Here is a 21,248-nt window from a genome sequence, read left to right on the forward strand (position 1 = left end):
AACTCAGTAGGCGACGGAGAACTGAGCCCGCCGGTGGGTGGGCGTGTCGATCTCAGCGACGATCGCCGCGGCGAAGTCCGGTCCGCTGATCGCCGACTTCCCCTCAGCATCGAACAGAGCGACCTCCCCGCCGATCCGGTACCGGCCCAACTCCTCACCAGGCACATAGGAGCCGTAGTTCGCTGCCGGGCTCACATAGAACCAATCCAGTCCCTGCGGAGCGTCGCTGAGCAACCAGTCCAGCACCGCGCCCATCGTCCGGGCCTCAGCGGCGAACTCCGGCGGCAGCTCCCCGGACTCATAGAACCGCGGAGCCCCCTCCGCCGGCCGTAGCGCACTGAACCCGCCCACCACCCCGAACCGCACCCCACCGGCCGCGGCCAGGCCGGCCACCTCCCGGTACACCCCTGCCAGGGAGTCCTCCAGCTCACCCCGCGGGGCGAGGGCACCGATCACGACATCCGCCCCGGCCACTGCGTGCTCGCGGATCGCCGCGTCCGTCAACGACCCCGTCCGGTACGTGACCTCATCGACCGGTTCGGACGGGGCCGTGCGGCTGTAGGACGTGACGTGGTGCCCCGCCCGCACCGCCTTGGCGACAATGTGGCCTCCGGTATAGCCGGTGCCACCCAGAACAGCAAGACGCGCCATGACTCGTGCTCTCTCTTCCTCAGGACAAGGAACCCCCGCGGCAGGATCTCCGCAAAACTAGCCGTATGGGCCAGAACACCCGGATCGGCTTCGAGGTGTCTGCTCAGCTGTGGCCTGGACTCGGAGCTGGCTGACTCGGCCAACTGGTGATGGCCAGGTCCTCATCCAGTTTACCGCGCACGACCGGCTCGACCATATGCGGCAATCGGTGCCGCGGTGCCCCTTCGTCCGTGTCACTGTCGAACAGCTGGCGGCGAGCCACCTGTCCCCGCACCGACACCGTGCACCCGGACCGCTCCCAGACCACCCAGTGAGCATATCGTCGAGACTTGCTTCGCCGCCGCCACCGATCCAGGTCTGCTTCCCGTCCCCGAAGTCCACGTCCCCATCTTCCTCACCAGCAGCCGCTTCCGGGACCCGCTTCTCGGCCTGCCGCTACCCTCGCCTAGTCAGGCGAATCGGCGTTATCCAGACAACTAACCACTACTTGTCGCGTGGTCATTACTGACCAACCGGGGATCGCAAGTATTCGAAGCGTTCGAAATCCATGCTGGCGAGGTGCGCAGGCAGGACCGCCGCCGTCGGGCTAGCGTTGAAGTGTGGACGCATGGACTGACGAGCCGGGTGTGGTGGTGTTGCCCGACGGGCGACGCATCCGCGGCGTCGGCGTGCGCCGGCCGCGCGGCGATGTGCCTGCCCCCGATTTCGCGGTCTATCTACTTGGCCGTGACCCAGCGCCTGGTCCTTGGCCTCATCGCTGGGTGCGGTGGCGAGACTTCCGGCTACCGGACTCGACCGACGACGCGACGACGGCGCTGCGTGAGGCGTGGGAACGTGCCGGTGAGGAGCGAGTCGAGATCGGGTGTGGCGGCGGCATCGGGCGGACCGGGACGGCTTTGGCGCTGCTGGCAACGATGAGCGGTGTCGCGCCAGAAGACGCGGTGGCGTGGGTCCGTTCCCACTATCACCGGCGAGCTGTCGAGACGGGCAGGCAACGACGCTGGGTAGAGCAGACCGCGACCTTGCTTCAGACGGAGCGGGAGTGACCTTGGTCGTCAGCGTCGGGCGGCGGCGTAGGTGTTCCAGGCTGAGCCGGTGAGTTCAGCCCAGCGGGTCGCGGTGGTGATGTGGATGCCGATGAGCGAGGCGAACACGGCGGGCGGGGTCGTGGAGGCCAGGTGCAGTAGCGCGGTGCTCCGGCTGGCGCGGGTGAAGATGCCGAGCTGGTTCATCCGCCGCATGAGTGAAGCGGGATGAAGATGGGTGCCCGCGTTCTTGCCAGTGAACAGCCACCGGGCATCAGCCAGGATGCTCGCAGTGCCGAACGGCTTGACGACCGGTAGCGCGGTGACCAGCCCGTCCAGAGGCGGGATCAGCAGCAGCGGTTCGCGGCCGAGCCGCAGATAGGTTCCCGTGTCGCGGACCTCGATGTCGTCGGTGGTGAGGGCGGCGATCTTCGCGACGGGCTGGGCATAGAGCAGGATCAGGCAGGCGGCGGCGCGATCCTCGATGCTGGCGACGGTGGAGTCGTGCAGGAGTCGGCGGGCAAGGGCCAGCTGATCTTCGGCGTCAACCTGATGGGCGGGGTCTTTCGCCGCGACGGGTTCGGGCAACGTGACTCGGGGTAGGTAGCCGCCTCGTGTGAGCCAGCGGACGAACCCCAGGCGGGTGCTGCGGCTCGTGCTGAGCCAGGCGTCCACGCAGGCTTGCGGGCAGTCGTCGAGGGTGTGACCGCCCGCGGTCAGGTCGTCGAGAAAGGCGTGGGCGGTGTGAATGTCGCTGCGGCAGCGTGCGGCGACATGAGCGGTGAGGTGGCCGTGGCGGTTGGTCTTGGCGCGGCCGACGACGTGCCAGCGGGCATAGCGGGACAGCACGCCGCGCAGCTCGGGATCGGTGATGTCGGCGCCGGCTTCGGCGGCGTGGCGGTGTAGCCGGGCGGCGTTCTCGTCCCGGGGCGGCAACGCGCCGGAGGCGACGAGCATCGCGCGCAGGTAGGTCACCGAGAACACTTGCGGGCGGGCATCGAGAGCATCGTGTGACAGGTCGAGCCGGCCTTGAGCGATGTCGGTGAGCAGGTGCAGGCTCGGCAAGTCGTGCCAGTTGTTCAGCAGCGAGCGGGGTTGGCGTAGCTCGGTCAGGGCATCGCGGACGGGTTTCAGCTCGGGTCGGATCGTGCCGTCCGGGCCGGTGAGCGCGGCGTCGATCTGCTGGGTGGCTTGGCAGGCGAAGCAACGGGGCCGGCCGTGGTTGGTGGTTCGCCGGCCGAGCGACCGCTGGCCGCAGATGGAGCAGTCGATGACCGGCGCTTGGTAGCAGGTCGGGCAGACGTCCGGGCTCGCGGCGGTCGCTTTCAACGCGACTCGCTTGAGCCGGCCGCAGACGCCGCAGGACCGACGCGGGTGCCGGTAGCAGCGAACGCAGAGATTCCGCGATCCATCGGACTTCCCGCCAGCTCGGGTGGCGAGCGGGCCGATAGTGCCGCATCCCTCGCAAGCATCCTCACCGGCGCGGTTTCGGGCGTAGCAGGTGGTGCAGATAGCGCCGCCGTCGCTGGTGCGGGCGTTGACTCGCCGCTGCCTGCCGCAGCCGGTGCAGGTCTCCTGGGGTGAGCGGCGGGCGCGGCAAGCCCGACACTCACCCCGGTTGAGTGTGTGGTTCCAGCGCAGGTTCCTCACCCGTCCGCAGCGGAAACACTCACCGGGGACGATCGTGCTCGCCATCTGGTCCGGTCAGTCCCCAGCAGGCTTGATGACTGCGCGAGTTGGACGGTTCCGGCTGGGCTTGGACTGCGTGCTGGTGCCGGTGGTGCCGGTCTTGCGTCCGCGCCGCGAGCTGGTGGCGACGTAGGGCTCGATCAGGTCGTTGGGGGTGACGTCGAGGATGTCGCAGAGCGCGGCGAGCAGCCGCATGTTCAACCGCTCCGGCTCGCCGGTGACGATCCGGTAGACCTGGGTCGAGGTCATCACCACGCCCCGGTCGGCCAGCAGCGGCACCAGTTCGGTGGTGGCGTTCATGCCGTGCTCGTTCATGATCTTGCGCAGGTGCCAGTGGTAGGCGACGGTCTTCGTCATCAGCGTGATCCTTCCTCGGTTGCGGTCGGTGGGGTGAACGCGGCGTCCAGGGCGCGGCGCAGGGTGCGGTTGCGGTAGTCGCCCGAGACGCCGGTGTAGAGGGCTGTGGTCGATCCCCACCGGTGCCCGACCTGCTGCTGCACGAACAGCGGGTCGAAGCCGTCCTCGATCAGATGGGTCACATACGAGTGCCGCAGACAGTGCGGGTGCAGCGCGGCGTCGAAGCCGAGGTCGTCGCGGTACTCGGCGAACCTCATCCCGACGTAGCTGCCCGTGATCCTGGATTGTCGTTCGGTCGGCCACAGCATCCCGGCGCCTGCCGTGTCGAACAGCGGCAGCACGTCGGTGACGTATTCCTCGATCACTGGGCGGGTCCAGTCGAACACCGCCAGCACCGCCCGCCGACGGGGCGGGGAGCCTTTGCTGGCCTTGCCCCAGCGGACGTTGCAGACCCCGTACCGGCCGAACTCGGTCGCGGTCGGGTTGCGGGTGAAGTCATGCAGGTCCAGCATCCCGACCTCGCGGCGGCGCAGCCCGAAGGCGTAGATCATCTTGAACAGGGTCGCGTCGCGGAACACCGACTTCCAGCCCTTCTTTCCGCGCGTGCGAGCATGGTCGGCGCGATCGTCGGCGTAGTCGAAGAAGGCTTGTACCTCTTCCCGCGACAGTGGCCGGACCGCCGGGCGTGCCTCGTGATCGCTGGTGTGGATCGCGGTGTTCCACTCATGGCAGACCTGCACCGGATGAGTGCCGAACAGTTCCTCGCATCGCTCGATCCAGCCGTAGCGGCGGTCGGTCAGGTAGTCGCAGAACAACGCGACCGCGTTCTGATACGAGCGGATCGTGCCGTGCGAGCACGGCTTGTCGCCGGAGACCAGCTCGGTCGTCCACTCCTCGACATCGGCGGGCGACCACTCCCACGGCAAGCTCCCGCAGAACACGGCGAACCGGCGCACCTGCGACAAGCGCGCCCCGATCGTCTTGGGGTTCAGCATCCGTGAGACCTGCTGCGCCGACCAGCCCGTGAGCATGTCATCGAAGACCTGCTCCGCCGGACGCAGCAACGCCACGTTGCCCGCCCGCAACGCCGTCACCGATCCGGCGCGGTTCCCGTCCTCGAAGTCCACTCCAACAGTCTTACATCTAATGTATGAAAAGTACATCTAACGTAAGACTTGGTGCGTTTCCCCTGGTCAAGAGCCGGGTTCAAGGCTCAGATCAGTGACCCCTGGTACCCTTGCCTGACCAGCGAATACGCACGATTCCGGCCGTCGCGGATTACATCTAACGTAATAATTGCTAGTTCACCTTGACTGTGACGTGGAGGTGGTCGTAGTGGCCTCCGGTGATGGAGGCGGGGTCGTGCATGCCTCCGCCGTTGTACGGTCGCCAGCCGTCGGAGTCGCGGGCGAGGGACCAGATTTGGCCTTGCCAGATCAGGTACTCGACGCCGAGCACGTCGGCGTTGTCCTTCATCCAGTTGGTGACCTTCCAGCCGGCGTCGAGCTGTTCTGGGTTGGGTCGCTGGCCGATGCGGTTGCCGAAGGTGATGTCGCACGCCCTGCCGAGGGGATGCTCGGACTTGGTGCCGGGGCGCGGTGAGTAGCAGCCCCAGCCGGTGTCGGGGAACGTGGCGAGGGTCTGCTGGTAGAGGTGGAGCAGGCGGGCGGTGATCTTGCCCGAGCTGGTGGGATCGTCGACGAGCCGGTCGGGGTCTCCATCGACACCGACCGGCGTCCCCGCAGTGGCGTTGTTGCAGGCAGCGGGTGATCCGCTGGTCGCCGTCGGCAGGTTCGCGGCACCGTGCTCGTTGAGCCAGGCGGCGGCGTCGATTGCCTCACCGTTCGTGCCGCCGGGCCGGACCTCGAAGTGCAGATGTGCGCCGGTGCTCATGCCCGAGGAGCCGACATCGCCGATGTGCTGCCCGGCGCTCACCCGATCGCCGGGACGGACGTGGATGCCGCTTTGCCACATGTGTGCGTAAGCGGTCGCGACGGTCTTGCCGGCGATGGTGTGCTCGATGACGATGAGGCCGCCGTACCCGCCGGAGAACTCGGCGATGGTGACGGTGCCGTCCGCGGCGGCGAGGATCGGCGTGCCGTCGGGTGCGGCGAAGTCGGTGCCGGTGTGTATCTTTCGTTCGCCCGTGATCGGGTGCACCCGCATCCCGAACGGCGAGGACAGCACCCAGGTGCCCTCGGGCAGTGGGAATACCACCCGCGACGACGAGACCGCCGGGCCACCCACGCCAACCGGAGTGCTGCCGCCGTTGGTGAGGGCGGCGAGGATGCTGTCGGCGACGGGCGCGTAGTTGCGGTAGCGGTCGGGGTAGGCGGAGACCTCGACGGCTTGGGCGGCTTCGCCGGGGTCCATCTGTTGCCAGCCGGGGATGTCGAGCAGGCCGCGTGGCGAGGGGTAGTTCGGTCCGGTCGGCCCGCCGAAGAACGCTCGGGCCTGGTACTGCGGGTCCATCAACTCTGCGACGGTGCCCCATCCTGATTGGGGGCGCATCTGGAACAGGCCGAGGGAGTCGTGGTCGCCGCCGTTGCCGTCGTTCGGGTAGTTCGCCGACTCAGGGTATGCGCCGGTGTTGGTGAGCATCCGCAGTGTGGACTCGGTGAGCGCGGCCATCAGCGCGATCTTGATTCCCGGGCGGCCCACGTCGGTGATGCCGTTGCCGACGGTGATGATCGTTGCCGCGTGCGTGAGCTGTTGACGATTCAGGGTGAAGGTCTCGCCGTTCGTGGTGGTCACGGTGAGCGAGTCCGGGATCGGGCCGAGGTTCGCGGTACCGGCAGGGGTGGCGCAGTAGGCGGCAGCGGGGTTCATCAGCACCCCGATGCCGAGGAGTGCGGCGGCGGGGGCGAAGAGCAGCAGCGCCAGGGCTGCGATGGCGGCTTTGCGGAACACGACGCCAACCTCTTCAGCGCAGCGGGTTGTCGAGTTGAGACAGCCGCAGCAGGTGGCAGGTCGGGTAGGTCGGTGCGCAGACGACGAACACGGTGAACGCGACCGGATGCTCGCTGGTGACCGGTTGGCCGTTCCAGACTCCGGCACGGTGGCGGGTGCCCTCGATCGTTACGGCCGTCGTCCCTGCCGCGAGCTGCCCCGGCTGGGCCTGCGCTACCGCGTCGGCCCAGGCGGCGGGGACGTACGCGGTGTCGATGGTGAGGTGCTGGCGGGTGGCATACTGCCGCAGCTCGATCCAGGCGTCGCGGGTCGGCAGGTACGCGGCCACGTCGGAGGCCAGCCCGGCCTGTTCGTCTCCGCTGGGGTCACCGACCGTGAGGATCGCCGAGGTGTAGTCCAGCGGCCACAGCCCCGAAGCCGTGTCCCAGGCGAACAGCGTTGACGCGACGCCCCGAGCGAATGCCTCGGGATCGGCTGAGCGCGGAACCGCAGGAACCCCCGGCGGTCGCGGCGTGCTCGGTTCCACGGTCGGCGGTGCCGTGGTGACCGGGCCGGGCTCCGGGTCGGGATCGGTGCTGGTGCTGTTGCGTGGGCCAGTCAGGAGTCCGTAGACGCCGACCCCCGTGAGGAGCAGCAGGACGATACCGGCGGCGATGAGGGTGACGAGTCGGCGGCGGTTCCGGGTGTCAGTGGATGCAGGGCTCATGCCGAGCAGGTGCGCACCCCGCACCCACGCCGGCGGTCAGATCGCGCGGAGGCGTGGCGGCTCCGCCGTGCCTTCGCGGGCGACGCGGAGTGCGTCGGCGAACCGGACGGTGCCGTCGGTGGTGGCGAGGAAGTTCTCGAACTGCTCGTCGGTCAGTTCGGCGGCGAGGGTGTCGGTGTCGTAGTGGGTCCACCAGTTCGTCAGCTCGCCCCAGGTCTGGATGAACGCCCGGACCGGGTAGCGGACGGGCTGCCCTTCGTCGGTGACGACCGGAAGGGACCGAGGTGGGGTGCGCTTGCCCTTCTTGATCGACTTCGCCTGGGCCACGGCTGCTTCGGCGCGGGCGTGCAGCTCGGCCTCGCGCCGCTCCCGCGCGGTGGTATCGGCGTCGCGGATCGTTTGGTAGATCGGATGCACCGGGTCACCGGCCTCGATCCTTTCCAGTCCGGCGGCGGCCTCGGCGCGCAACGTCTCGGGCTGAGCGGGGTTGTTGGCGATGTCTTCGAGGTAGCCGATCTTCTCCAGCGTCGTGTGTGACGCACCGCCGGGAATCATCGCCGCCGCTTGCTCCCGGGTCTTCCCGAGTGGCCCGCTCGACGGTGGTGCAAAGTTTGCACCACCGTCGTTCCCCGGCTGGTTCTCGCTGCTGAACTGCGTGGCGGACTTCCGGCGGGCGGCGTCTTCGGCCATGACCTGCTTGATCTCGCGGTACAGGCCGGCGGCTTCGAGCTGTGTGTAGGGCTTGTGCAGCATGTTATCGTCCTGCTCGGCGAGGAGCTGCCCGAGCCGGTCAGACAGACCGCTGCGAACCCACACGTTGACGGTGCGCCAGCCGAGCATCTTGATCGCGGCGAGCCGTCGTGCCCCGCACACCAGCACGCCATCGATGGTGATCGTGAGAGGTTGCAGCAGCCCGTCGCGCTCGATGGACGCGGCCAAGGCGTCGATGTCGCCGAGGTCGGCGCGGTGCCGGGTGCCGACGAGGATCGACTCGACGGTGCGGTCGAGCTGGATGCTGCCGATCTGTGGCTCGATCACGACGACTCACCGCCTCCACCACTCGGAGCGGCCAGTGCGAGCGCAAGGATCAGATCGTCGTCGCGGAGCAGCAGGTCGAGCGTTTCGCCCAGCAGCAGCCGGAGCAGGATGCCGCGACCGCTGCTGGTGGCCACGTAAGCCGGGTGCGGGTTCCCGAGCAGCGCCTTCAGCAGCGCGGCCCAGGAGCGGCGCGGCAGGTCGAGCAGTGCCCGCGCGTGCCGATCGCGGCGCAGTGCCTCGTAGGCGGACTGGCGGGTGCCAGCCTTCATCAACGCCCCGCAGACGTGCTCGACAGCGGCACGCGCCGTGTCGGTCGGCCAGTCGAGCAGGCACAGCATCGCGATGGCGTCCTCGGCCGCCGATCCAGCGGACATGCACGCTTGCGCTGACCCGAGACTGTCGCGCGGTTCCGGTTCGAGGTCGCTGGGACGAAGGTCGGTGGTGTGGAACGCGGGATGGTAGTCGGCCAGCGCGGTGTCGCGTTCGGAGAATCGTTCAGGGTCGTGGAACGCCGAGACGTGGGCGCGGCGGGCCTGGTGCACCGAGCAGAGCAGACCTTGAGCGCGTTCCTCGTAGACGCAGGTGATCCGCACGGCGTGGGTGATGATCGCCCACGGATCGTTGGCTTCACGGGTCGAGCGGTACTGCATCGCGTCGAACGCCGCCGTCACCGCTTCCCAGGTGTCGAGCCTGTGTTTCCTCGCGAGCGCGCGGTACTTGTCGGCGGCGAACTCCATCAGGTCGCGGGCCACCGGGTCGTGAACCCAGGCATCCTCGCCGCCCTCGGCGAGGCGATTGAGCAGGGCACGCAGGCCCTCGCCGGTGGTGAAGTCCTCAGCCCCGTCGGCCGTCTGCTCGGTGCTGGTGCTGGTTGGTCTGGTCATGGTGTCGGCACCTCCTGGCAGGCAGGTGCGCACTCGCTCCCACGAGCGCGTCCTGCATGCCGATGCCGTCGCAGCCATGACCTGTCACCACCGTCAACTCATCGAGACCCCGGAGCGGGACACCTGCGAGGCAGGTGCGGTGCTGCACCCGAACGCCGAGATCGGCGGCAACCGCCGGGCGCGATCCCCGAGACGACGAACACCTGCACCGAGCGGGGTGCGGGTGCGGCTTGCCAGCTCGGCCTGGAAGTCGAGACCCCGCCCGGCCGCGTGCGCCGAGTGCCGGGCGATCAAGTCAGTGGGGCGCACCCACTCCACGCCTCGCCCACGAACGAGCGCGTGCCGCTTGTCGTCGCGGGCGACCGGCGCGGCCCGCACCGCCTCCGGCGTACTCATCACTTCGACCGACTCGGGGCGCTCCCGCGGCTCCTCGGGCACCAGCCGTGCGGGATCGGGCCTCGCGGAATCGTTGCGCTGGGGGTTCTCAGTGGTGTTCATGGGATCGTCTCCTCCCGCTCGTCGGCGGTGTCAGTGGTGTCAGTGAGGTGCGCGACGGCGAACCAGCGGCCCACCGTCGACGGATGCACCCCGAGTTCGCGGGCGATCCGCTTGTTCGACCAGCCCGCCTCGCGCAGCTCCCACCCCAGCGCCCGCCGATCCGCCACACCCTCATCGCGACGGTTGGCCTCCATCTCGCCAGGCGGCAGCGCAGGCATCGAATCCGCGGTGTTCGTCGAGAACGAGTCGGCAGTGGCGGGTTCCGCATGGGGGTCGGTGGTGCGGGTGAGAATCACGGTCAGGTGCGTGATGGCCAGCAGCACGACGGGCGGCACCGCGGCGACCGAGGCCGCGAGCATCCTTGGCACGTCGGCGTCCGCGGCGACGACAGCATGAATGGCGTTCGCCGTCACCGACACGAGCGCGCCGCCTACCAGCAGCGCCCACGGATACCAGGCCGAGCGCTGCCCGGCGAGCGCGACGACGGCAACCGTGGCGACGACGATGATGCCGTCCACGATCAGCGGCCACGCCCACGCCTGCCCAGCCCCGATCCCGGAGCGAGCAGCCAGATCGGCCAACGACGTGAACGACAGCCAGAACGCCCCGGCGGCGATGAACACCGTCCCCGCGACCGCCGTCATCGCGGCCCAGCGCCGCCCTCCCGATTCACGCCTCACAGCCCAGCCCTCCCCAAGGCTGCGGACGGTGGGCTCGCCGAGCGACCGAACCACCGACCCGCGCTCTGGCTCCGGCCGCCGGGCGTCACTTCGGATGCGGGCTGGGTGGCTCGGTAGGCGGAGCGCACGGTCTGGGTGATCTCGCGATCACCCAGACCCGCCGACTGTGCCGCAGCACCCAGCGCATCGAGCGCCTCGGCGGGCGAGACGCCGTTCTCTGCGAGGCGGCAGGCAGCCCAGAACAGGCCTCGGTTCCGCTCGCCCTCACCCCGCCCAGCGACCCACGTCGCCAACCGCTCAGCATCCTCATCCATCGAGCCGCTGCTGGCGCGTAGTGGAGCGACGGGGCGCGGGTCGAGGAAGTCCCGCAGACGGGCCGCGTCCACATGACCGACCGAGTGCGCGGCGATGTCCGCGACCTCGTAGCGGCACACACTGCCGTCGATGATTCGCCGGGAGGGAGGAGCGATGATGTAGCCGCCGTCGCCCCGGAAGTCGACGCCCGCGGTGGCTGCCTGCCACGACCGCTGCTCGCGGCCCGGGGTCGCCGGGAAGTACACGTGCGCGCCTCCGGTGGGTGTGCGCACGAGCAGACCCGCGCCATCGACGAGCCCCGCGTCGGTGGCGCGCTGGAACGCCGCGCGGCCGTCGTGGGGGCCGTGGACATCGACATCGACGACGACAACGCCGGATGGAGCGCCGGTCGGGATGCCGATGTTCGCGTTCGGTGTGCGCGACCACCACGCGGCAACCTGTTCCGGGTCGCTGCTCGCATCGAGGAACCCACGGCGGGTCAGCGGACGCTTCCCCTCGACGACGCACGGAAACACGGGCACGCCAGCCGCCGCGAGGCTCCGCGCCGCGAGCCCCAGGCTCGGTGAACGATCCACGCGAATGAGCGCCGCCAGGACATCGAATGCTTCGGGCATCACAGCCTCCGCACTGCCAGCGCTGGCGCCGACGCAGCACGCGGACGATCGGTCTCCACCGAGTTCGCAGCCGTACGGGAGGTGCGCGGACTGGGAGCGTCGCGTTCGAGTCCGGGCGGGGTGCCGTCGCCGACCTGGAGCGTGTCGAGCTGGTCGAGGATCGCCAGCGCGGTCTTCCGCACCCGCTCGCCGGTGGACTGCACCACCTGGACGGGCTCTTGGCCGTCCACGCGGGCGGCCCAGGTCGAGACGTACGGGATCGTGTACCCGGTGGTGTCCATGCCGTGCGCGGCACCGATCATCAGCGCGACGGACTCGGCTTCGACCTCGCGGATGCCGCGATGCTGACGTGCTTCCTCGTCGTCGGGATCGTGCATCAGCACGTGCGCCAGCTCGTGCGCGAGCGTCTTGACCTGCGCAGCAGGGTCCATGTTCTCCCGCACCGCTACCGTGCGCTCCTCATAGTCGGTCATGCCGTTCGCGCCGGAGATCATCCCCTCGTGTGGCACCCGCAGCACCTCGAACCCCGCGCCGCGAATCTGCCCGGCCAGCCCGTCCCACAGCCCCGAGGGTGCTTCGCCTTCCAGCAGCGTCGGAGCGGGCGGAACTGGCAATGGTTCTCCGTCGGTCTGGGAGGCATCCCACACGTAGGCCGGCCGGGCTCCGACCATCCGCGAGCGCACCACCTCGCCGGCCTTCGGCGTCTCCCTCGGCCCGAGCCGCCGCCACGAGCCCGCATCGGCAGGGGTCGCGGTGGCGAACCGGCCCGTCACGGGCGCGAAGATCATGTAGCCCGGCTGGCCCTTCATCACCTGCCGACCGAGCCCCTGCCACTGCCGGTACCCGGCAACCAGGGTGGGGAAGGGTTCGGGCACGCGGCCTGCCTCGAACGCGGCTTCGTGCTGCACCCAGATCAGCATCGTGTTGTTGAACGACCGCGACCGGAACCGCGCCGCGAAGGCGAGCGCCTGGCGCCAGTCGTCACCCGAGACCAGCGACTCGACCGCGCCGGTCAGCTTCTCGTGCAGCTCGTCGAGCTTCGCCTCTCGCGCCGCGCGGGCGTCCTCGTTCGATGCCATGCTCCGGCCTCCTCTTCGGCGGGCCGCGACGCGGCTGCGCGCGGCGGTACACCTGGCAGGTAGGCGCGAACACCCGCGCCCAGACCGTGAGCTGGACATCGTTCACCTCCTTGAGGCAGCCCGAGCCGAGACCGGGACGCAACATTGAGCATGCTCAAAATGCCCCGGAGTCCTGTTCTAACACTGACCGTTGAGCATGCGCAAGCCTTGATTTGTGCATGCTCAACGAGTACGGTTGAGCATGCACAACCACCTTCTGGGTGGACTACATCGATGCCTTGCCCGTTGCGAAGGGAAGGGGGTCACCGTCATGACCGAAGACGAGAGCCAGGCTGCGGCCGAAGACCTCGCCAAACGTCTGCGGCTCCTGATGGATGTCGCCGTCGCCGAGTCCGGCACGGAGCCGACCTACTCGCAGATCGCCGGCTACCTCCAAGAACGAGGCACCAACCTGTCGCGGTCGCGCTGGACGTACATGGTCAACGGCCACCGCTACGTCCAAGACCCCGCCGTCTTCGAAGGGCTCGCGGAGTTCTTCGACGTGGACGCCGCGTTCCTGCTCGGCGAGGACGGTGCTGCCACTCCCGAGAAGGTCTCTGCGCAGCTCGACCTGGTTCGGTCCATGCGTGCCGCGAAGGTGAAGTCCTACGCTGCCCGCACCCTCGGCGATATCTCGCCGAAAGCACTCCACGCCATCACCAAGTTCCTGGACGAGGAAATGACACACATGCCCGAGCACTGACCGGTACCGCACGATGGAGCCGCCACCGGTCCCTGCTCCCTACAGAGAAGGGGCGAACCGTGAAGATCGAACAGACCGTATCGGCGGCCGTCGCGGGCCTTGAGCTCGGCAATACCTTCGCCCTTGACGATCTCCTCCACACCGTCCAAGACCGGCGGCACCGTAGGCTCCGCGTCGTCGAACTCGCAGACCTCGACACCCACGACGGCCTCTGCGCGCTCTGGCTCTCCACCGATGCCGAAGACGTCGTGCTTCACGCCCGCAGCGACTCCGCGCTGCATCGCCAGCAGTTCGTGCTCCACGAGCTCGCCCACATGATCCTTGGCCACGGCGAAGGCGACGGCTGTGCAGTCGGGGAGGTACTGCTGCCCAACATCCCGCCGTACACCAGAGGTCGCCTGCTCAGGCGGCAAGACCTCGACAGCGAAACCGAGATCGCCGCCGAGTCCCTCGCCGACCGGCTCGCCGCCGGCATCCGAGGGTCGGTGTTCGCAGAGTCCAGATACTCGGAGATATTCGGATGATCCAGACGCTCGTCGCAACGCTCATGTGGGCGCTCGTGGCGAGCCTGCTCATCTTCCGACGCAAACGCACCGACCGAAGCATCACCTACGCCGCCCTCACCATCGCCATCGCGATGACGCTCAACGTGGATGCCGCCTACAGCGCCGTCGATCGACTGCTCGGTGGCACCAACCTCGCCACCCTGATCGCGGACGCGCTCCTGATGACCGGGCTGTTCTTCCTCGGCCGCGGCGTCATGAAGACCGGCGAGTACCGGCCCAGGCTCGTCCGAGCCGCCGTCAGCATCCCCGTCCTGCTCGTCGCGCTGCTCGCGATCACCGCATCGTTCCTGCTCATCGACCGCGGCACCACTACCACACGATTTATGATCGACCTCGGCGCACAGCCAGCGGCGGCGGTCTACTCGATCATCAACTTCACCTACTGCCTCGTCATTGTCGTGGCGATGCTCGTCCTCGCCATAAGGCAGTACCGGCACAACACCGGCATCCAGCACCTCCCCGCGGCACTGTTGAGCCTGGGGTCGGCGTTCGGCGTCGCGCTCTGCCTCGCCGTGATCGTCATGGACGTTGCCCACGCCACGGGCCACCTCGACCTCATGCACACTATCCAGTCCGCCTACGATCCGCTCTCCGTCCTGACCTTCGTGTTCCTCTGTGCCGGGTTCGCGATCCAGCCTGCCGTCCGTCGCGCTCAGCACCGCGCCCGGCAGAGGCAGACCGTCGCCCTCACAGCGCAGCTGGAGTCGCTTTGGCACCAGGCGACGCGCGCACGGCCCGGGCTGAGCCAGGCCGACCCCCTCGCCGCCAGTAGCGAAGACCCCGAAGGGCACCTCCACCGAGTGATCGTCGAAATCCGCGACGCGATGATCGACCCTCGCATCACCTTCGACATCAGCACCGACGACCGCGACCTGCTCGAACGCGCCGAGAGCCACCTCGTCGGAAGCGACAGTGCCCTCGCGACGACCTCGCCCGTTCCCTACGTCGAGGAGCGGGAGTCGTGATAGGCCGCATCGCTCTCGGCGCTGGGGCCGCGGCGGCAGCGGTTGCCGGGGTCGGGTGGGCCATCGCGCGGCGGCTCACCGCACCCGTCGGCCCACGAATGTTCGACCTCACCGTTCGAGGCGTCGAGTACACCGACGACGGCGACCTGATCGTGCTCGACCGCACCGACCAGGCCGCCGCGCCAGGCATCTACAATCTCTGGTTCGAGCACGGCGGCTGGGCGCAGCTCGCCACAGATACCGTCGATCGAGGACCCACCCGCGTCGCTCGCAGGATCACGGGCACCACATCGGGTTTCACTCCGAAGACCGGCGATTGCGCCTCCTGGAGCGGCATCTACTACGCCACCCCAGCCGACGCCGGACTCCACACACGCGACATCACCATCACGACCCCCGCAGGACCATGCCCGGCCTGGCGCATCGACGGCGACCTCGCGACCTGGGCCATCCACATCCACGGCCTCGGCAGCACCCGCGCCGGCACCCTCCGCGGCGTCCTCGCCGCAACCGAACTCGGCTACACCTCCCTCGTCGTCAGCTACCGCAACACAGCAGAAGGGCCGCGAGTTGGCACCGGCCGGACGACCTTCGGCTACGCAGAGACGAGCGACGTTGACGAGGCCATCGGGTACGCCGTCCGACGAGGAGCCGAACAGGTCGTGATCTTCGGCTGGTCGATGGGTGCCGCTGTCGCTCTCCAGCTCGCCGACCACCCGCGACATCCGGGACTGATCGCCGCGCTCGTACTCGACTCCCCAGTCCTCAACTGGACCGAAGTCATCAAGTCCAACTGCGCCCGCAGCGGATGGCCTGCAGCAGCCGGGCACCTCGCGATCCCGTGGCTCACCCTCGACCCACTGGCACGCACAGTCGGCCTGCCAGGACGCATCCCACTTCCCACCTTCGACTGGACATCCCGAGCCGTAGAGCTCAACACGCCGACCCTGATCCTCCACGGCACCCGAGACGACTCCGTGCCGATCCGGCTCTCACAAGCACTCCGAGACGCTCGCCCGGACCTCGTTGAGCTTGAGACCTTCGATGCCGGCCACACCCTCTGCTGGAACAGCGATCTGGACCGCTGGCGGAACACGGTGACCGCCTGGCTCAAGGTGCGCATCCCACGCTGATCGGCAGAACGCAGCGGCCACTCTCGAAACCCGTCTCGTTCGGCCACGCCCGGAGAAACCCAACTCAAGCCGTACCTCAGCCGGTATCATCGTGGGTGTTGGCCTGCCTGGGCCATTGAGCGAGGGAGGACCAACGTGGCTGAGCCGTGGCTGTCCGCAGACGACATCGCCGCCCACCTCGGGGTCACCAAAGACACCGTCTACACCTGGATCGCCGAGAAGGCCATGCCCGCCCACAAGGTCGGACGCCTCTGGAAGTTCCAAGCCAGCGAGATAGACGACTGGGTGCGCGCGGGTGCGGCGGCCAGTGACCAAGAGCTCCACGTAGCCCATCCCGGTGTCGGTGGACGCTCCTACGCTCATGACAACGACGAGCACGGGGAGGGGGGAAGATGAACCTGAAAGACGCCCAGCGCTTGGTGAAGTCCAAGCAACGCGTTGCGGACCACGGCGAGGTGTTCACGCCGGCGTGGATGGTCGAGGACATGCTCGACCTCGTTAAGCACGAGTCTGAGCGGATCGACTCCCGCGTACTCGAACCCGCCTGCGGCTCGGGCAACTTCCTCATCCCCGTCCTGGCTCGCAAGCTCGCCACGGTCGAGCTTCGGCACGGCAAGAGCGAGTTCGAGAAGCGCCACTACGCATTGTTCGCGCTCATGTGCACCTACGGTATCGAACTTCTCGCAGACAACGCCGAAGAGTGCCGCCACAATCTCGCCGAGGTGTTCAACACATTCTTGGGTATCGGCAACGATGACCAGTGGGCGCGAGCGGCCCGCGCGGTTCTCGCCGTGAACATCGTCCAGGGCGATGCCTTGACCATGACCGTGCCAAGCGGCCAGCCGATCACCTTTCCTGAGTGGGGCTACCTCGGCAAAGGCAAGTTCCAGAGGCGCGACTTTCGCTACGACGACCTCACTCAGCGCGCCTCGTACGAGGGAACCCTATTCGGCGAGCTCGATGACGAGGACCTGTTCGTCCCCGCGCAGACTTACCCGACGATGACCGTCAGTCAGATCGCCGAGGCCGCCGCGTGACCCTTGCACCTTTCACCCTCCGAGGGCACAACCCGGATGTGTTGACGTGCATCGCGAACCTCTCCAACGATGAGGTCTTCACCCCGCCGGAGTTCGCGAACCAGATGCTCGACACGCTTGCCGCCGCGTGGGCAGACGCCAACGACGGCGCCGACATCTGGACCAACCCCGATGTCACGTTCCTCGATCCTTTCACCAAGTCGGGGGTCTTCCTTCGCGAGATCACTCGCCGCCTCACCGACGGACTGATCCTGACGTTCCCTGACCTCGCCCAGCGCGTCGATCACATCCTCACCCGTCAGGTTTTCGGCATCGGGATCACACAGCTCACTGCACTGCTGGCTCGCCGGAGTGTCTATTGCTCGAAGTTCGCCAACGGCCCGCACTCGATCGCCAGGTCGTTCACGACCGAGGACGGCAACATCTGGTTCGATCGCACGGACCACGCCTGGGGCGGTGGCAAACGCGAGTTTCGGGTTGATCCGCTTACGCGCGAAGAGATCGCCGTCTATACCAACCGCAAGTGCACCTACTGCGGTGCTAGCGAAGGCAGCTACGCACGCGGTGACGACTTGGAAACTCACGCCTACGCATTCATCCATACCGACGACATCAGAGCTCGGATCGCCGAGCTGTTCGGAGACAACATGCAGTTCGACGTCATCATCGGCAACCCGCCCTATCAGTTGGGGGATGGAGGCGGTGGTGGCGGCGCGTCGGCCACGCCCATCTACAATCTCTTCGTCGAGAAGGCACTCGCGCTCGACCCTCGCTATGCCGTGATGATCACCCCGTCGCGATGGTTCTCGGGCGGGAAGGGTCTGGACGATTTCCGGGCTCGGATGCTCGCCGACCACCGCTTTGCGAAACTCATCGACCATCCGCAGCTGTACGACGTCTTTCCTGGCGTGAAGATTCGAGGCGGCGTGTCGTACTGGTTGTGGAGTCGAGACCATGAGGGACCGTGCGAGGTCACCACCAAGATCGGAGACGAGGCTATCGGCGAACCCGCACTTCGGATGCTTGACGCCTATGACGTGCTCGTGCGTCGCAACGAGGGCGTGCGGATTCTGGACAAGGTGAGGGCGAACAGAGTTGACGGAGAGTCGGAGCCTCTCCTCGGCGATGTGGTGTCTGCCAGGAAGCCATTTGGGCTGACGAACCAAAGGGGCAAGGCGACTCCGGTCGGGTTGAATGATCCAGTCCTGGTGTATGGAAACCAGACTGAGTCGTACATGGAGCGATCTGCGATTACGAGCAACGTCGAATGGGTCGACAAGTGGAAGGTCTTATTGGTCAAGGCCCACGGAACGAGTGGCCGCGATGACGTTACGATTCTGGGCGAACCGGTCGTGGCCGGCCCAGGTACCGCGTGTACCGAGACCTACCTCGTGATCGGGGTTGTGGACTCCGAAACAGAGGCTCGGAATCTGGCCATCTACATGCGGACGCGCTTCGTTCGATTCCTCGTCTCGCTTCGCAAGATCACCCAGAACATCACTCGCGACTCCTACCTGTTTGTCCCAAGGCTCTCGATGGATCGAGTCTGGACTGATCGTGACCTCTATGAGCGCTACGACATCGATAGTGAGCAGGTTTCATTCATAGAGTCGTTGATCGCCGAGCGTCCGAGCAACGACGTGCCTGGTTCCGATGAGGACGGCGATGAGTAGAGACATCGATCAGCTTCTCCCGGAGAAGCCCGAGGCACGACTGCGTATCTATGCGTGGTCGCCGAACGATCCACCAGTCGGCTACGCGGGCCTTCTCAAGGTGGGACAGACGACGAAGGCGGATGTGAACGCGCGCATCCGCGAGTCTCAGGGGCAGATGCAACAGGCATACACGCTGCACGTTGATGAGCTCGCCGAACGAGGCGACGGGACGGTGTTTCGCGACTCAGATGTGCGCCAACGGCTGATCGACAAGGGCTTCGAGAACCCGATCTTCGGCTCAGCGCGAGAGTGGATGCGGTGCACCCCAGACGATGTGCGCACGGCGATCACTGAGCTTCGCACAGGCGTGAAGCTCAGTGGAACCCATCATGAGAAGTTTCCGATGCGCCCGGAGCAAGCCAGCGCCGTGGACAAGGCCGAGGGCTACTACGAGTCCATCTGGGCCGAGGACTCTCACGCGGTGCCACGGTTCCTGTGGAACGCCAAGATGCGCTTCGGGAAGACCTTCGCCTCCTACCAACTCGCGAAGCGGCTCGGCGCCAAACGCATCCTCGTGGTCACCTTCAAGCCCGCAGTGGAGGACGCCTGGCAGACCGACCTGGAGTCTCACGCCGACTTCGACGGCTGGCAGTACCTCTCCTCGGCCACCGGGGGCAACCCAGATGAGGCGGACAAGACTCGGCCACTGGTCTACTTCGGTTCGTTCCAGGACCTACTCGGGCGAGATCGGAAGACCGGCCTCATCAAGGCGAAGAACGAGTGGGTCCACACCACCAACTGGGACCTCGTCATCTTCGATGAATACCACTTCGGTGCGTGGCGAGAGTCCGCCAAGGAGCTGTTCGAGGGCGAGGACGAGAAAGTCAAGCAGAAGGAACTGGCCGCGGAGTACAACGACGGCCTCGTGGCTTTCGACGAGGAGCTTGACGAACTCGGCAACGACGAGGACGACTTCCTGCCGATCACCACCCGCGCCTACCTGTACCTGTCGGGCACGCCATTCAAGGCGCTGGCAACCGGTGAGTTTATCGAGGAGCAAATCTTCAACTGGACCTACACCGATGAGCAGCGCGCCAAGGCCGAGTACGCCGTCGCGCAACCGGACGCCTGGAACCCGTACGGGGCACTCCCGGAGATGCGTCTGTTCACGTACCAGATGCCTGACGAGTTGATTGCCGTTGCGAATCAGGGAGAGTTCGACGAGTTCGACCTCAACGAGTTCTTCGAGGCAAAGGGCGCCGGCAAGGACGCCGAGTTCACCCGCAAGACCGACGTGCAGAAGTGGCTCGATCTCGTCCGCGGCGCTCACCTGCCCACCCAGGTCGACGCGATGCGAATGGGCACCCGCCCGCCATTCCCGTACTCCGATGTCCGACTCCTGCCGTACCTTCAGCACTCGTTCTGGTTCCTGCCCAACGTTGCTGCCTGCGAGGCAATGTCGAACCTGCTCGCGGAGAAGCAGAACGTGTTCTGGCACGACTACAAGGTCCTCGTCGTCGCGGGTCCCGGCGCGGGCATCGGGCTGGATGCTCTCCCGCCAGTGCGGGCGGCGATCGGCGACGGCCACGACACGAAGACGATCACCCTGTCGTGCGGCAAGCTCACCACGGGCGTCACCGTCAAGCAGTGGTCCTCGATCCTGATGTTGCGCAACCTCAACTCACCCGAGACCTACTTCCAGGCAGCCTTCCGTGTGCAGTCACCGTGGTCGATCAAGAACCCCGACGGCGACAACCCAAGCGCCGAAGCCGTCCTCAAGCCGGTGTGCTTCGTGTTCGACTTCGCGCCGACCCGCGCGCTGCGTCAGATCGCCGACTACGGCGCGGGCCTCTCACCGGAGACGCCGAACCCCGAGCAAGCCGTAGAGGAACTCGTGAAGTTCCTGCCCGTGTTGGCCTACGACGGGTCGAACATGACCCAGGTCGATGCCGGCGGCATCCTCGATATCGCCATGTCGGGCACCTCCGCGACCCTCCTGGCCCGCAAGTGGGAGTCCGCGATCCTCGTCAACGTCGACAACGAAACCCTGCGCAAGATCATGAACAGCCCCGACGCCCTCAACGCCGTCATGAACATCGAGGGTTTCCGTGCACTCGGCAACGACATCTTCGAGACCGTCGTGAACAAGAGTGACGCCGTGAAGAAGGTGAAGAAGGAGAAGGGCGAGGACATCACTCCGGCGGAGAAGAAGGAGCTGACGGCGGAGGAGAAGGAGTACAAGTCCAAGCGGAAGCAGATTCAGGAGAAGCTGGTCAAGTTCGCCACCCGCATCCCTGCATTCATGTACCTGACCGACTTCCGTGAGAACACTCTTACCGACGTCATCACCAAGCTCGAACCCGGCCTGTTCCGCACCGTCACCGGACTGACCGTCGAGGACTTCCACCTCCTCGTGAATCTCGGCGTCTTTAACGCCACCCATATGAACCAGGCCGTCTTCGCCTTCCGCCGCTACGAGGACTCCTCCTTGTCCTACACCGGCATCGAGTCCCACAAGGGCCTGCGTCGCTACGGCCTCTACGACACCGTCGTCGCCGTCAACGACGAGACCGTAGTCTGACCACCCGTCAGCCCGTATCGAGAGAGCCGCATGTCCTTCCAGACCCGGCGCAGCATCGAGGAGATGCTCACCGCCATCCACAAGCGCGAGTATCTGATGCCAGCTATCCATCGTGAATTTGTC

21 protein-coding genes are annotated in these 21,248 nt (G+C 67.0%); 9 read left to right on the forward strand and 12 right to left on the reverse strand.

Annotation, left to right across the window (positions count from 1 at the left end; translation table 11 throughout):
• Positions 1–3: 3 nt before the first annotated feature.
• The gene (locus tag Q0Q23_RS06555; protein ID WP_275702509.1) at positions 4–651 is read right to left on the reverse strand and encodes an NAD(P)-dependent oxidoreductase; all 648 of its coding nucleotides are present in this window, start codon (positions 649–651) and stop codon (positions 4–6) included.
• 599 nt (positions 652–1,250) lie between these two features.
• Between Q0Q23_RS06555 and Q0Q23_RS06560 the strand changes: the two genes are divergently transcribed.
• Entirely contained in the window at positions 1,251–1,697 is a 447-nt protein-coding gene (locus tag Q0Q23_RS06560) for a protein-tyrosine phosphatase family protein (protein WP_026529666.1), read from the forward strand.
• A 9-nt stretch (positions 1,698–1,706) separates the two neighbouring features.
• Here the strand turns inward: Q0Q23_RS06560 and Q0Q23_RS06565 are convergent, their stop codons facing one another.
• The 11 genes from Q0Q23_RS06565 to Q0Q23_RS06615 all read right to left on the reverse strand — a co-directional run bounded on the left by Q0Q23_RS06565 (position 1,707) and on the right by Q0Q23_RS06615 (position 12,446).
• Positions 1,707–3,005: a hypothetical protein gene (locus Q0Q23_RS06565; RefSeq protein ID WP_272027569.1), complete on the reverse strand. Its 1,299-nt coding sequence runs from the start codon at positions 3,003–3,005 to the stop codon at positions 1,707–1,709.
• Positions 3,006–3,380: 375 nt separating this feature from the next.
• Positions 3,381–3,722 carry a helix-turn-helix transcriptional regulator gene (locus Q0Q23_RS06570; protein WP_026529664.1) on the reverse strand — a complete coding sequence of 114 codons (342 nt, stop codon included), beginning with the start codon at positions 3,720–3,722 and terminating at the stop codon, positions 3,381–3,383.
• Positions 3,722–4,849 carry a site-specific integrase gene (locus Q0Q23_RS06575; protein WP_272027568.1) on the reverse strand — a complete coding sequence of 376 codons (1,128 nt, stop codon included), beginning with the start codon at positions 4,847–4,849 and terminating at the stop codon, positions 3,722–3,724. The genes Q0Q23_RS06570 and Q0Q23_RS06575 overlap by 1 nt, the downstream gene beginning before the upstream one ends.
• A gap of 172 nt (positions 4,850–5,021) precedes the next feature.
• Complete coding sequence (locus Q0Q23_RS06580; RefSeq protein WP_275703895.1) at positions 5,022–6,632, reverse strand: M23 family metallopeptidase; 1,611 nt, start codon at positions 6,630–6,632, stop codon at positions 5,022–5,024.
• A 13-nt stretch (positions 6,633–6,645) separates the two neighbouring features.
• Positions 6,646–7,338, reverse strand: coding sequence for a hypothetical protein (locus Q0Q23_RS06585; protein WP_034717461.1), 693 nt, complete (start codon positions 7,336–7,338; stop codon positions 6,646–6,648).
• A 36-nt stretch (positions 7,339–7,374) separates the two neighbouring features.
• A complete protein-coding gene (locus Q0Q23_RS06590; protein ID WP_295121189.1) occupies positions 7,375–8,376 on the reverse strand; it encodes a ParB N-terminal domain-containing protein in 1,002 nt (333 codons plus the stop codon).
• Positions 8,373–9,260, reverse strand: a complete 888-nt coding sequence (locus Q0Q23_RS06595) for a hypothetical protein (RefSeq protein WP_013601301.1) — start codon at positions 9,258–9,260, stop codon at positions 8,373–8,375. The genes Q0Q23_RS06590 and Q0Q23_RS06595 overlap by 4 nt, the downstream gene beginning before the upstream one ends.
• A gap of 93 nt (positions 9,261–9,353) precedes the next feature.
• Positions 9,354–9,758, reverse strand: coding sequence for a hypothetical protein (locus tag Q0Q23_RS06600; protein WP_295121193.1), 405 nt, complete (start codon positions 9,756–9,758; stop codon positions 9,354–9,356).
• Positions 9,755–10,402, reverse strand: a complete 648-nt coding sequence (locus Q0Q23_RS06605; protein ID WP_013601299.1) for a DUF2637 domain-containing protein — start codon at positions 10,400–10,402, stop codon at positions 9,755–9,757. The genes Q0Q23_RS06600 and Q0Q23_RS06605 overlap by 4 nt, the downstream gene beginning before the upstream one ends.
• Positions 10,403–10,434: 32 nt before the next feature.
• A complete protein-coding gene (locus Q0Q23_RS06610) occupies positions 10,435–11,367 on the reverse strand; it encodes a bifunctional DNA primase/polymerase (protein ID WP_251201715.1) in 933 nt (310 codons plus the stop codon).
• Entirely contained in the window at positions 11,367–12,446 is a 1,080-nt protein-coding gene (locus tag Q0Q23_RS06615; protein WP_251201716.1) for an ImmA/IrrE family metallo-endopeptidase, read from the reverse strand. The genes Q0Q23_RS06610 and Q0Q23_RS06615 overlap by 1 nt, the downstream gene beginning before the upstream one ends.
• Before the next feature lie 310 nt (positions 12,447–12,756).
• Here Q0Q23_RS06615 and Q0Q23_RS06620 point away from each other — a divergent pair, with 310 nt between their 5' ends.
• The 8 genes from Q0Q23_RS06620 (at position 12,757) to Q0Q23_RS06655 (ending at position 21,125) form a co-directional block, all read left to right on the forward strand.
• Entirely contained in the window at positions 12,757–13,188 is a 432-nt protein-coding gene (locus tag Q0Q23_RS06620) for a hypothetical protein (RefSeq protein ID WP_013601296.1), read from the forward strand.
• A 59-nt stretch (positions 13,189–13,247) separates the two neighbouring features.
• Positions 13,248–13,712, forward strand: a complete 465-nt coding sequence (locus Q0Q23_RS06625) for a hypothetical protein (protein ID WP_013601295.1) — start codon at positions 13,248–13,250, stop codon at positions 13,710–13,712.
• Positions 13,709–14,719, forward strand: a complete 1,011-nt coding sequence (locus Q0Q23_RS06630; protein ID WP_026926277.1) for an MAB_1171c family putative transporter — start codon at positions 13,709–13,711, stop codon at positions 14,717–14,719. Before Q0Q23_RS06625 ends, Q0Q23_RS06630 begins: the two co-directional genes overlap by 4 nt.
• Positions 14,716–15,852 (forward strand): alpha/beta hydrolase, encoded by a 1,137-nt coding sequence (locus Q0Q23_RS06635; protein WP_013601293.1) that lies wholly within the window; start codon positions 14,716–14,718, stop codon positions 15,850–15,852. Before Q0Q23_RS06630 ends, Q0Q23_RS06635 begins: the two co-directional genes overlap by 4 nt.
• Positions 15,853–15,987: 135 nt before the next feature.
• A complete protein-coding gene (locus Q0Q23_RS06640) occupies positions 15,988–16,248 on the forward strand; it encodes a helix-turn-helix domain-containing protein (protein ID WP_013601292.1) in 261 nt (86 codons plus the stop codon).
• Positions 16,245–16,889, forward strand: coding sequence for an N-6 DNA methylase (locus Q0Q23_RS06645; RefSeq protein WP_013601291.1), 645 nt, complete (start codon positions 16,245–16,247; stop codon positions 16,887–16,889). Before Q0Q23_RS06640 ends, Q0Q23_RS06645 begins: the two co-directional genes overlap by 4 nt.
• Positions 16,886–18,562: an Eco57I restriction-modification methylase domain-containing protein gene (locus tag Q0Q23_RS06650; protein ID WP_295121212.1), complete on the forward strand. Its 1,677-nt coding sequence runs from the start codon at positions 16,886–16,888 to the stop codon at positions 18,560–18,562. Before Q0Q23_RS06645 ends, Q0Q23_RS06650 begins: the two co-directional genes overlap by 4 nt.
• On the forward strand, positions 18,543–21,125 hold the full coding sequence (locus tag Q0Q23_RS06655; protein WP_295121215.1) for a DEAD/DEAH box helicase family protein: 2,583 nt from the start codon (positions 18,543–18,545) through the stop codon (positions 21,123–21,125). Before Q0Q23_RS06650 ends, Q0Q23_RS06655 begins: the two co-directional genes overlap by 20 nt.
• Positions 21,126–21,248: the final 123 nt, after the last annotated feature.

This window comes from uncultured Leifsonia sp. (genome assembly GCF_945957465.1).
Classification (GTDB): Bacteria; Actinomycetota; Actinomycetes; order Actinomycetales; family Microbacteriaceae; genus Leifsonia.